The sequence below is a fragment of the Undibacterium sp. Tian12W genome, assembly GCF_049339405.1.
Classification (GTDB): domain Bacteria; phylum Pseudomonadota; class Gammaproteobacteria; order Burkholderiales; family Burkholderiaceae_D; genus Undibacterium.
The window spans coordinates 97,695-109,531 of sequence record NZ_JBMPPK010000009.1 but is presented as its reverse complement, the minus strand read 5'-3'; the positions used below and the strand labels follow the sequence as shown (position 1 = coordinate 109,531).

At 53.1% G+C, this 11,837-nt stretch carries 9 protein-coding genes; 3 read left to right on the top strand and 6 right to left on the bottom strand.

Going from position 1 to position 11,837, the window contains the following annotated elements:
* Nucleotides 1-126 precede the first annotated feature (126 nt).
* Genes ACO0LI_RS13010 through ACO0LI_RS13000 form a run of 3 tightly spaced genes read left to right on the top strand, consistent with a single transcriptional unit; the run spans nucleotide 127 to nucleotide 2,193 of the window.
* Nucleotides 127-1,065, top strand: a complete 939-nt coding sequence (locus ACO0LI_RS13010) for a histone deacetylase family protein (RefSeq protein WP_423032900.1) — start codon at nucleotides 127-129, stop codon at nucleotides 1,063-1,065.
* 3 nt (nucleotides 1,066-1,068) lie between these two features.
* Nucleotides 1,069-1,623 (top strand): GNAT family N-acetyltransferase, encoded by a 555-nt coding sequence (locus ACO0LI_RS13005; protein ID WP_423032899.1) that lies wholly within the window; start codon nucleotides 1,069-1,071, stop codon nucleotides 1,621-1,623.
* A gap of 60 nt (nucleotides 1,624-1,683) precedes the next feature.
* Nucleotides 1,684-2,193 carry a nuclear transport factor 2 family protein gene (locus ACO0LI_RS13000; RefSeq protein ID WP_423032898.1) on the top strand — a complete coding sequence of 170 codons (510 nt, stop codon included), beginning with the start codon at nucleotides 1,684-1,686 and terminating at the stop codon, nucleotides 2,191-2,193.
* 34 nt (nucleotides 2,194-2,227) lie between these two features.
* On the opposite strand, the gene ACO0LI_RS12995 is transcribed toward ACO0LI_RS13000, so the two are convergent.
* The 6 genes from ACO0LI_RS12995 to ACO0LI_RS12970 form a co-directional block, all read right to left on the bottom strand.
* Nucleotides 2,228-2,722, bottom strand: a complete 495-nt coding sequence (locus ACO0LI_RS12995; protein WP_423032897.1) for a phage tail protein — start codon at nucleotides 2,720-2,722, stop codon at nucleotides 2,228-2,230.
* Between the two features lie 96 nt (nucleotides 2,723-2,818).
* The gene (locus ACO0LI_RS12990) at nucleotides 2,819-3,283 is read right to left on the bottom strand and encodes a phage tail protein (protein WP_423032896.1); all 465 of its coding nucleotides are present in this window, start codon (nucleotides 3,281-3,283) and stop codon (nucleotides 2,819-2,821) included.
* 12 nt (nucleotides 3,284-3,295) lie between these two features.
* On the bottom strand, nucleotides 3,296-4,852 hold the full coding sequence (locus tag ACO0LI_RS12985) for a hypothetical protein (RefSeq protein WP_423032895.1): 1,557 nt from the start codon (nucleotides 4,850-4,852) through the stop codon (nucleotides 3,296-3,298).
* An 81-nt stretch (nucleotides 4,853-4,933) separates the two neighbouring features.
* Nucleotides 4,934-9,295, bottom strand: coding sequence for a hypothetical protein (locus ACO0LI_RS12980; RefSeq protein ID WP_423032894.1), 4,362 nt, complete (start codon nucleotides 9,293-9,295; stop codon nucleotides 4,934-4,936).
* 24 nt (nucleotides 9,296-9,319) lie between these two features.
* On the bottom strand, nucleotides 9,320-10,297 hold the full coding sequence (locus ACO0LI_RS12975) for a hypothetical protein (RefSeq protein ID WP_423032893.1): 978 nt from the start codon (nucleotides 10,295-10,297) through the stop codon (nucleotides 9,320-9,322).
* 1 nt (nucleotide 10,298) lies between these two features.
* Nucleotides 10,299-11,819: a hypothetical protein gene (locus tag ACO0LI_RS12970; RefSeq protein WP_423032892.1), complete on the bottom strand. Its 1,521-nt coding sequence runs from the start codon at nucleotides 11,817-11,819 to the stop codon at nucleotides 10,299-10,301.
* Between the last annotated feature and the right edge of the window lie 18 nt (nucleotides 11,820-11,837).

The following is an 11,837-nucleotide window of genomic DNA, read 5'->3' as shown; positions in this document are numbered from 1 at the left end:
TTGCAAAATCAGGCAAATAGGGTGAAACTGATAATAAGATAGATAAGATAAACAGAACAAATATCACTCATCCTGTGCCGGCATGCATGTGCCGGGCTGGTTTTGTGGCAGTTCTGGCACAGAGACATGACAACTGCGTATTACACCCATGCTGACTGCAAACGCCATGAAATGGGTTCATGGCACCCTGAATCACCGGACCGCCTGCAAGCCATAGACGATCAACTGATCGCCAGCCGTATCAGCAGCTTGCTGGATCACCGCGAGGCACCACAAGCGACGGAGGCTCATCTGGCGCGCGTGCACACGGCCGATGCCATTTACCGCATACGGGAAAACTGCCCCTCAGAGCGCTCTGACTACAGCCATTTCCCGCTGGATGCAGATACTTCACTGAATGCTTACACCTGGCGCGCCTCCTTGCGTGCTGCCGGTGCTGCTGTAGCGGCAACCGATGCCGTGCTTGATGGTGAAGTGGAAAATGCCTTTTGCGCCATACGTCCGCCAGGACACCATGCTACCCCCAGGGAAGCCATGGGTTTTTGCATGTTCAATAACATTGCCGTAGCAGCCAAGCATGCATTGGAGGTACGCGGCCTGAAGCGTATTGCCATCGTTGATTTTGACGTTCATCACGGCAATGGCACGGAAGAAGCATTCAGGGATGATGATCGCGTGCTGATGGTCAGTTTTTTCCAGCATCCGTATTACCCCTATACCGGCACTGAACACCCGGCCAGCAATATGGTGAATATTCCCGTTCCGGCACACAGTTATGGCGACGTCGTGCGCCAGTTGATTACTGAACAGTGGTTACCCGCCTTGCGCAAGTTCGAACCAGAAATGATTTTTATCTCTGCTGGGTTTGATGCACACCGCGAAGATGATATGGGGCAGATGGGCTTGGTCGAAGCCGACTACGCCTGGATCACTAAAGAAATCATGAAGATAGCCCAGCAGTTTTCCAACAAGCGCATCGTCAGTTGCCTGGAAGGGGGCTATAACCTGTCTGCTCTGGCGCGCAGCGTGGTGGCTCATCTTAAAGTCCTGGCAGACCTGGATTGAGCCATGATTAATTACGGTAGCCTGAGTCCGTTGAAGACGGAACGTCTTCTGTTGCGCAAGATGGAGCGCAGCGACATCGACAGCGCCGCCATCATCCATGGTGACCCCGCCACCAATATTCACAACCCCACAGGTCCCAGATCACGCGAAACCACCAGGGTATTGCTGGATGAATGGGCAGGTGCATGGGATACGCAGCATTTTGGTTACTGGACAGTCTGTTCTATAGATGAGCCAGACCAGGTATTGGGTTTTGGTGGCGTCATGCGCAAACAGATAGGTGATTTCAGTGGCCTGAACATCTATTTCCGTTTTGCTGCGCACGCCTGGGGCAAGGGCTATGCAACGGAAATGGCGATGGCTGCCTTGCATGCTGCTTTTGTCGTGCTGGCTGAGGATGCTGTATATGGCCTCGTCAGGCCTGCCAATATCCCCTCGCGCCGCACCCTGGAAAAAATCGGCATGCAGTTTTACTCGGAAGTAGAAGATGTGCCGGGTGAGGCCGCCAGCCTGATTTACCGCATCACCCGTGCCGATTACCTGAGCCAACGAAACTGATACCCGGATCAGGCGACGAAAATTGGGCGAAAACCAGGCTATGAAAACCAGGATGTGAAAATGAAAAAGACACTAAGTGCTTTATTGGCAGTGTGGGCCATGCAGACTACATTGGTTCATGCTGCAGATGATATTGCAAGCGTCACGAGCAAAGTTGCCCAGTTCATTGATGAATGGCATGACGATGCTGCCCATGCACGCCTGCAGTATTTCGACAAGATGGCAAAAGATGGCGTGTATATAGGCACCGACAAGACAGAACGCTGGACGCGCGATGAATTCAAAGCCTGGGCCAAGCGGTTTTTTGAACGGCCATCTGCCTGGGCTTTCAAGTCCTTCAACCGCCATATCAGCATGTCGGCAGATCACAAATTTATCTGGTTTGATGAGCAGTTGCAGACACAGATGGGGATCTGCCAGGCGACAGGCGTCATCGAGCAAACTGCCAATGGATTTGAAATCAGGCATTATCAGCTGTCGCTGACGGTGCCTAACGAGCTCACTGATTATCTGGCCGATGGCGTGAAAAAACTGACTGAAAAGCAGGCTGAACAAGCGCAGAAAAAATGAATTCGCACGCTGCGTCAGCCTTATTTGAGTACTCTCAGTACTTGATGATATAAGTCAGCGCAAAATACGGTGGGCGGTTTTCGTGAGCCCCGTTGCCGCCGGTGTTTGTCGTACCGTAATAATAATTGTCCTTGTCAATCCCGCCTTTGCTACCCATCTGATTCTTGCCCTCTAGGCCCATGGGCCAAGAGGAATCCGATTCACCAAATCCAAAATGCTGGTGGCTGGGTATCTGGTTGACATTGAGAGTCACGGTTTCAACACCGCCTGTGCTTTTGAGCGGGTAGTTGCTGAGGCCATTACCTTGCCCGGTGCCGATGACAAAACGGCTGCGTAAATCGGGTACCGTGCCGCCTATGACGGCAAACAGGTTGGGGTAGGTCGATTGACTAATAGTCTGCCCTATGCAAAGCAGCCAGCCGTTAGGCGCATCGCTGCCGCCAAAGGAAATGATGGAGCCAACTGGCAGGGGATTGATTGCAACCGTCTCAGCTGACTGCGAAGGCGCGGTAGTGGTTAAAGTGCTCATGGTAGTTTTATCTGAAAAAGAGTGAAAATGGTGCAAATATAGGTCTATGTTTGCACCACTACGATAAGTCGTCGCTTTGTGCTTGGTTGCGGTAATCTAGTACTTGATGATGTAGGTCAGCGCATAAAATGGCGGCATATTGTTATGTGCCCAAGTTGACCCAGCGCTGCCGGTCCAGGTTGTAAACGCCGAACTGGTTGTTGACCAGCCCTCCGAATTACCTGTGCCGTTATTACCTCCGCCGTTACCGCCACCAACACCATAGGAATGATTGTGGCTTGGTATTTCATTGAGATTGAGTGTGTGATTTTCTTCTCCTCCAGTGTTATTCAGGGGGCGGCTTGCCAGTCCATTGCCCTGGCCTGCTCCGACGATGAAGCGGCTGCGCAGGTCAGGTACATTGCCGCCGATCAGGGCATACAAAGTCGGATAGGTGGATTGCGCAATAGCTGCTCCGTCGCATATCAACCAACCGTTTGGTGCTGCGGATCCTGCAAAACTGACAACAGTGCCAACTGGCATCTGTATAGTGGCTGTGACTGTGGCGCTTGGATTTGGCATGGGATACTCCGGTCAGTTATTAGTGTTATCGCCATACACATTCAGTGTATAGGTGGTTTGTGGTGAAGTCGGGTTGACGATATAAGACGTCGCGGTTTGTGGTATCGGTAATTGGCGCGTGGTACCTGAACCATCATCGGCAACGATTTCAAAGCTGTTTTGCCCCTCGATATTCCAGTTCAACTGGAAGGCATAGCTGGCTGGCGGCACAATAGTGGCCGTCTGTATCGTGAAGCTGTTGATGACAGGGGGGAAGATCAGAGGCACCGTGCACTGTATCTTGTTCAACAGGTTTTGCCAGTTGCTGTCAGAGTACGCCCAGCAATACACAGTCAGTGTCTGCGTCTTGGTAATGCCGGTGATCTGTGGATGCTCACTGTCATAATTGAGCGCGGGATGTGCAGTAGTGCCGTATGTATACCTTTGTTCTGGTATGGTCATGCCGGGGATATAGAAGCTCAGCTTGACACTGCCGACGCCAAACATGCTCCAGGTCAGCGGGATAGAAACCTGTTCAGTGGAACTGCTGACGTGGATGGTTTCTGCCAGACTGTAGATACCGATCGCACCAGGATTCGGTGGAATCTGCTTGCTGATGGGGACGACAAATACCGTATCGTTGTAGTGCGTACCATCGTTTGCCATGAAGCCGGAAAACTGTACATACATCTGCGTAGGGCCAGTCGGCGTCATCGAAATGATATTGGCGAAAGAGAACGTCACATTTGACTGATCACCGGTCCCTATGATCTGTTTGTTGGTATTGTTGGGTGTCAATGTCCAGGTTGGAGAATTTGCCTGGCCGGTCACTGAAGGGTTTTGTACACTCCAGCCACCAGTCTGATCTACATAAACACCCGCACTGATGGCCCAGGCTGAACCCAGTTGAGTAGATTGCTGTTTGTCGTCCGGTGCCAGTGAGCCACTGGTCGTGCCATACACAAAACTGACGGATACCTTGGGCGAACCCGTCCACATATTATTGCCATTGAACAGAGGCGTGCTGCCGATATTCTTGAGGTTCAGGTACAGGGTGTTGGTCAAAGGATTGCTGATGGCGGACACATAGACCGCGCCGCCAAATTCTGGTGCGACGCTGAGTACATCATGTAAATTCAGGTTGCCCGGCGCAGGTTGCGCAACCAGCGCCAGTGGTGACGATACCTGGCTAGGTACGTTGGTACCGCTGATGTCATTGAAGTTGATTTGCACGACGTCAGCAGCAGGCGTGTTTGATGTCAGTATATTGTTGATGCTAAAAGTGACGGCGCCATTGCTAGCCCACGGGGCATTGCCGCCTGTCCATTTCAGTTGCAGGGCCATATCAGTGCTGTTATAGCTGAAAGTCCAGCCTGCAGGCGCGATATTGCCTATCGTCATTTGCTCCAGCTGTGGCGCTGTAAAATACAGCGGCATAAACACTTCCAGACTGGCAGCGTTAGTGAGATTGATATCAGCCCCGGTATCATTGGTGAGCGCGATATTCAGGCTGGCTGTGACCCCTGTATAAATAGTAGCGGGCGTGCCCGGTACCGCAGGGTTGTTCATGGTCATTATTACTGAGCTCATAATTTTTCTGTCTGTTAGGGTTGATCAAAATAATAAATCTTCAGTAGTGCTGGCTTGTTTGTTACTGCTTGTATGCATGCTTCATTTATTACTGTCCGGAGTGAGTTCCAGCCAGCCCTCCTGCAGGGTCTGTGGTGAGTAACCATAGACCGGGGTCTCGTTGGCAGCATTGGCAGGCAGTGCTGTTTCGTCGGCATTACCGGGTGTAATCCACGACCAGACATAACCAGCCTCCGCAGGCAAAGGCACGACCAGGCCCTGACTCATTTTCAGCATGGGTCTGGTGACGAAATTGACTTGCAGGCTGTTCATTGCGCTTGAATACTGGTCAGGCGGTATGCTCAGTTCATTGACGGGCAAGACGCCTGTCGTGGCATGCACTGCCGCACGCGGATCAACCAGCATGGTCAGGTGGCGTGATGCTGCATTCAGTGTTAATTGCACCGTGGTTTCAGCCGGTGCCCGGATACCACCCTGCATGCCAGGATCAGCCGCAGGTGCATAGAAAATCGAATTGGTATAGGGATTGTCACCGGTTCCATCCATCAGGTAACCAACCAACCCGTCATCCAGATTGGCGAGGTCACCCAGGCGCAGCGGGAAATTGAGGTTTGGCAGGTTGGCACTGCTGTAAGCCATGCGGTCTGTGTAATTGACGCGGTTACTGTTAACGTCTTGCGGCAATGGCGCGCCGGGGCCGCTGCTAGCCTGGCTGATTGGCAGCAGGTTGCCGGCAGTTTCCAGTCCGACCGAGGCCCTGACCAGCGCCAGTGGATTGCCCAGCAGTACCGACAGATTGGCATCTCTGGCGTAATTGGCCGGGTTGATATAGTCGGCAGAATCCAGTATGACTTTCATCAGGTCCTGTAGGTAACTGGCATTCTGGCCATTGATGTACCACATATAGTTGGCCAGATTGGCATTCACCTTGGGTGAGCCTGGTTCACCTATGTCATACGCCAGGCTGCTGGTGGCATTGGCCAGGTTGCCAGCACGGGTGCGATAGACCAGAGTCGGATTGGTGCTCAGATGCTCTATGCCAAAAGTGCCTATCGGGCTGCCATCGGCATTGTAGAAGAACAGGTTATTGTCGAGATGATTCGGCATGATCCAGCCGCACACGGGTGAGGTGGCGGGGTGACGGCTCATCTCTTCAAAGTCCCCGGTGATACCGGCAATGCTGGTGTCATATGAGGCTGACAACCATTGGAACCACAGGCGGCTGGAGGCCAGTAACCTCGGTGGCAGGTAAATCTTGCCTTGGTTCGCTGTATCTTCGGCAGGCGGCGTCATGGAGTAAGCGGTAATCACCTCCAGCGAACCATCTGGATTGCTGGCTGCAGTCGCCAGGTCCATGCGCTGGCCGAAGGCATCGACGATTTCTATGCTCATGATTTCCAGGAAACCAGAACGCAAGGGGCCAAAATTACCCTGCGCCAGCAAGCCAGTGGAGATAGGTTGCTGGCTGTTGAAGCCAAAGTCATACCAGTTGTCCCAGGCATTTTGTTTGGCAGCGTTGGCGACAGCGGTAGTTACGCTGTCGCGGCTGCCCTTGGTCAGGTCCTGGACTGCTACCTGGGCGACATCAGCAGTCAATATTTGCTGGATATTGAAACCGCTGATCGATTGCGCCAGGAAGTTCTTGTCGGCATACAGATCGGCTATGCTTTGCAGGGTAGGGTTATCCGGGTCACCGGGGTGGCTGGCTATATAGGAGTTGATTTGATACACCAGCACGCCAGTGGAGTTGGAACTCATGGTCGATGAGTTGCCATAAGTGATGGCGTCAGGCGAGGTGAAGTTTACAGCCTGGCTGCCATTCATCTTATAGACATAATCGACCGCATCTGTGTCCAGGGTAAAGAAGTCCGTGAGATTCGATGGTGAATAAATCGCGTTACCATTGCTGTCTTTGGCTTCCCATAACAAAGGATTGAGCCTGACATTCCAGACCATGAATACCGGCAGGAAGGGATTGACCTGGCTGGATGGGAAACCGGCTGGCGTAGCCTGGGTGCTCCAGCCTATGGTATTCGGTGCCCAGCCATTGCTGGCGGCATTGCTGAACGTGATATTCAGCGACTGTGGTGCGCTGACTGCGATGGCGGGATTGGCTGCAGCCTGGTAATTGTCACTTGCTACCGTCGTGAACAAACTGGACTCAGGCGAAGCGGGCGGGGTGGGCACACCACCTGCGTTAGGTGCTATATCCAAAGGACTCAGGCCGCCTTGCGCATACATCAGGCTGATAGTGAAAGCAGCGGCTGAAGCAACTGCCGGATTATTCGCCCCCCCTTTTGTTGCAAGTGCCGAGGTCACCGCCGTTGTCAGCATGGGCGTGATCAGGCAGGCTTCGCCGAGCAGGGCGCTGACATCAGCCCCCATGGGAATATTGCTGTTGATGGCCGGTACGATAGCTGTGCTGCTGGCGGTGATCTGGAATTCAGTGCTGTTGTAGCAGATATTGAGCTGCCCCAGTATCTCCTGGCTCAGGCGCACAAAGGTCAGTGGATTTCTGCCATTCCTGCGCGCGGGTTCCATCATGTCACCCTGCATCAGTACCAGGGGCTCATTCGGCAGATAGAAAGCGTCACTCTTCGTGCATTGCACTTGCCAGGCCGGGTAAGCAGCCAGGGCATTTTGCACCACCTGATAATTGTCCCATACCTTGTAGGCCAGACTGGAGACAGACACGCCGCTGACTGGCTGGCTGACACCGGTGACTGCACCTGATTCTTCATTCGTGATATACGACAATATACCAACCGCCGTGCCCTTGGCGATGACGGCATTCAATTCACCACCGCTGGCAGTGTTGATGAAATTGGCCATATTGTTGATGCTGATATTCGGGTCAGTGATCTCACCCGTGTAAAGCTTCACATAATGCGTCCAGTCCATGAACAATTGCTTGCGCATGGTAGAGAGTGCAGCGCGACCCATGTCGTAGTTTTTTTGCGCCTGATTCAGCAAATACAGTTGCTCGGCCAGGTCCAGCGGCAGGGTGACTTCGATATCGGGATTGACCGGGGTGTCACCATTGACTTCCTGACTGCCTATGATCCACAGATAGCCGCCCGGGTCGGTAGAGAAAGCATTGCTGTGCAGTGCTTCTTCCAGCGTAATCAGTTTGTTCGGTGTTTTTTCCAGATCAGCCAACAAGCCCAGTTGCAGGGCATCCAGCAGGTATTCATAATTGCTCAACACATTTGGGTCATCGGTCTGCTGGCCCATGTCAGTTTTGAGCATGGCAGCCACGGCTTCTTCAGTTGAATTGCCGACGGCAATCTCAACCTGGGTATCCCAGACTGAAACATTGCCTGCATTATTCGACTGCAAAAAATAAGTCGTGCCGGGATTGCTGAGCATGTTCCAGACAACTTCCTGACTGGTGCCGGCAGACAGGGTTTCTTCCGGGTAGTTGAGTGAGGCTATCGTGTGATTTTCATTGAGCTCATAACCCACATCGGCCAGATTGAAGGTCCATTTCATTTTTCCGGCAGTGATCTGCTTGAAAAAATCATTGGGTGTCAGTTCAGGGGCGACATGGTTGTTATTGCAGTCAGTCAGGTACTGGTTATAGTCGTCGGTAATGTGGGCATCAATATTTGCCAGAGGATCAGACAAGCTTTCATTGAGCCAGCCCGTGACCTGATAACTGGTGCGGAACTGTATCGTCGCATTCGCCTTCAGGGCTTCATACAAAGACTTGTAGCCGGGATAAGGCACGTCAGAAAAATTATCCCAAAAGCCAAACACGCTGCAGCATTCAGGATAGTAGGATCCAAAATAGGCACCGACAAAACCTATCGATGTCAGGTACAGCGAGTTACCATCAGTGGCCTTGTAATTCGGCAGGTAATTCGATGCCGGTGTATTCGCCGGGTTCCAGCTTGCTGCATCGACCACCCGCCCCATGTACATGAAAGGCTGTTGCTGGAAACCAGGCTGGGCAGGAATAGGGACAGAAATAACGGGCCTGATAATGCCGGAAGCATCGGCTTGCAGTGTTGATGACAGGTAATCACTCTCGACCACCCAGCTCTTGCTGCTGATGCTGCCATAAGCCTGGGTTTGCGTATCATAGAAACTCAGGAAGCGGGTTACCAGCCAGCGGTTAGGCGCCGCCGGGAAAACCAGGTTGCCGCCTTCTGCAGGTTGTGTGCCCTTGCGAAAATAGTCAGGCAGCTCCCATTGCAAATGCACACCCACACCGAGCGGGTTGGCCGGGCTGTTGAGCGGGTTGCCGCCGGCTGTACTGCCCAGCGGCGCATAAATCTTGTCACCAGTACTGGCCGCTGCCGGTGGCGTGCCACCATTCGGGTTATACCAGGGCATGGAATTGAAGCTGGCCGTCTTGCCCTGCAAGCCGCCGACGACATTGGTGGCATCATTGTTATTGACGCGCAGTGCAGCAATATTGAGTGGAACGATGGCGTTCATCATGATTTTCAGTCGCTGGCTTAATTAATTTGATTTATAAAAACTGACCATGCCCACACCCTCGGTCATCTCAAAGCCCATCTCGGCAGAATCGATACTACTGGGGGCAGTGGTACCCGGTGGCGGCGCGACAGAGCGGTTGGCTTGCAGGATAAGCTTGGACAAACTGTCCATACCCAGCACGCGCGGCGATATGCTGCGGAAACATGAGCTGATGTCAGTCGGTATCACCGTCTGGCTCATGGTGACGCTATTCGTGGTGGTGCCATTGCTATTGGCAGTAGCATTGCCAAAGGTGTACAGATTCTTAACCGCAGTGGCGGCCTGGCCTCTGACGGTACAGCTATTCCGGAAACAATCAATACCGTAATGCAGCGCCTGTGGTGCTTCATGTATATCAACACGGTAGGCGTCACCGGCAATCAGACAGATCAGCGTGTCAGACTGTGGCCCCAGTTGCTCCAGCCGCAAGATTTGCAGCATGACAGGTGGCACGTCTTTTGGTGTGCCACCGAGAGGATAGACATTCACACCCATGCTGGGGTAATCAAGTACTAAAGAAGAGCGCAGGACAAAGCCGCTGATGACGGTGGAATTGCTCTCGTTGAGTTTGGCCGTAGTACCAAAGGCCTTGGCCCTGACTTGCGAAGCCGTACCCTTGACCTGGCTGGTCACCTCGGGCAAGACGGCAGATTGCAAATTCATCTCTGGCGTATCGACCTGTGTAGTCAGGTTGCGGCCTATGCTCATGGCACCATCCGTCAGTGCAGAAATCCAGTTACTGTCGAGATAAAAAAAACGCAGGGATTCTGGCGGCAGCATGTTTTCATCTGGCACCAGATAATTAAACGGCACGCCATGCAGCAGTGCCAGGTTGGCCAGCCAATCGACCAGCACTTGTGGCATGGCAGGATTGGTCAGATTGGCCTGCACATTGGCAGGACTGGAATAGGCAGTCTGCAGGTTGCTGATCAGCGATGAGCGCTTATAGACGGATTTCATATTAAGCCTCAGGGTTGAGTGACATGATGGTGCGCTTCAGCAGTGAATTTGAACCATGCGGTGCTGGTGCACCGACCATGAGTTTCATTTGCTTGGCTTGCGGTGCCAGGTCCAGCGAGGCACCCAGGCTTTGTTCCAGCATCTGGTCTTCGACGGATTGCTGTACCTGCATTTCCAGGTCGCGCTTCCAGGTGTAATAGGCGGTTGAGAACGAGGTGTCCTGCAAGGCCACCATGCGGCCTATAGTCCAGGCGGCAGCATAAGAGGTATCCAGCAAACCCGTAGTCGGGTCAAAGATGGTGGCCGCATCAGGCGAGGCTATTGGCACCTGCAACCATGACTGCGTGACCTGATAAGGCGTCAAGGGACCACGATACCAGGACACGGTCTGGCCGGAAGTGCGCAGGGTTTCATTGAGCGGCACATAGCCCATATTCAATGCACCGCGCACGACCGCATTGCTGCCCTGATAGGCGAGGCGCAGATTGGTATTGGCGGCGGCTGGTGGAGGTTGCTTTTTCGGGTCATCAATGACGCGATCATTCAGGCTCAGCAACTGATGGACAAAGGTCGCTGGCTGGCCTGTGCTGAAGAAAGTCCAGTTGCTGAGTACTGCCAGCCTCAGCGACAAGTTGCCATTGTAAGTGTTGCCCGCCGGTGCACCACCACTGCTGGTGCTGGGCAAAAAGTTTTGCAATTCTTCGAGCGACACCAGAAAGGCCACAGTCTTCTTGCCGGTAGCTGGCAGGCGGTTGCCAAATACGACGGAGAACGAACCGGTAGGTTCACCCGGGTCTGGCGTATTGGTGGTAGTCGGCTGATTGATCAGGCTGACTACACGGCCATGCGCCATCTGCTTCAAGTCATCGACACTCGGTGCGATCTTCCAGAACAGGCTCAAAGGCACATCGATGGTCTGGATGGCGTCTGTCAGTGTCTCGCCGGGTTCCAGCCCCAGTATGCCTGTTGCACCATTGAAGTAGGAATAATTGCTACCCAGGCTGCTGTTCGTGCCGGACGGCAGGGCAGCCTGCGGGAACAGGTCGGCCACACTGCGGGTCGCTGCAGACAGGCTCAGGCTCAAACCTTCAGCGGTGCAGGCATCGATATCATCTTCATCCAGCAGCATGACCCATAGCCAGGTTGGTACATCGGCATCGGTATCCGTGCCTGCCTCTGGCGGTGAGTATGGCAGTTGATTGGTCGGGTAACGTACCCAAGGGAAGGTCTTTTGTGAAAACACCACATGCGGCAAGACGTTGCTGAATTCACCCGAGGCGTTGTCCGAAGGGAAGACCGAGCTGATCACATTGCCGGGCTGTGAAATCGCAAAGCGGTCTGCCGTTACCGCAAAAGTATAGCTATTGCTATAGTCTGCGCCACTGACAGCATTGCCTGCGTTATCGAGTATGTTTTGCCTTACCTTTAACTGATAACCACCAGCATCCAGTCCAGGTAAAAAATGCTGGATAAAGGATACCTGCTGGTTCAGCAAATAGGTTTCATCGTCATTGACAGCCATGTTGATTCACACCTTCAG

Excerpts from the sequence above, each read along its gene's own strand:
- ACO0LI_RS13005 (WP_423032899.1), top strand. The coding sequence starts at position 1,069 with ATGATTAATTACGGTAGCCTGAGTCCGTTGAAGACGGAACGTCTTCTG.
- ACO0LI_RS12980 (WP_423032894.1), bottom strand. The coding sequence starts at position 9,295 with ATGAACGCCATCGTTCCACTCAATATTGCTGCACTGCGCGTCAATAAC.
- ACO0LI_RS12985 (WP_423032895.1), bottom strand. The coding sequence starts at position 4,852 with ATGAGCTCAGTAATAATGACCATGAACAACCCTGCGGTACCGGGCACG.
- ACO0LI_RS12975 (WP_423032893.1), bottom strand. The coding sequence starts at position 10,297 with ATGAAATCCGTCTATAAGCGCTCATCGCTGATCAGCAACCTGCAGACT.
- ACO0LI_RS12995 (WP_423032897.1), bottom strand. The coding sequence starts at position 2,722 with ATGAGCACTTTAACCACTACCGCGCCTTCGCAGTCAGCTGAGACGGTT.
- ACO0LI_RS13000 (WP_423032898.1), top strand. The coding sequence starts at position 1,684 with ATGAAAAAGACACTAAGTGCTTTATTGGCAGTGTGGGCCATGCAGACT.
- ACO0LI_RS12970 (WP_423032892.1), bottom strand. The coding sequence starts at position 11,819 with ATGGCTGTCAATGACGATGAAACCTATTTGCTGAACCAGCAGGTATCC.
- ACO0LI_RS12990 (WP_423032896.1), bottom strand. The coding sequence starts at position 3,283 with ATGCCAAATCCAAGCGCCACAGTCACAGCCACTATACAGATGCCAGTT.
- ACO0LI_RS13010 (WP_423032900.1), top strand. The coding sequence starts at position 127 with ATGACAACTGCGTATTACACCCATGCTGACTGCAAACGCCATGAAATG.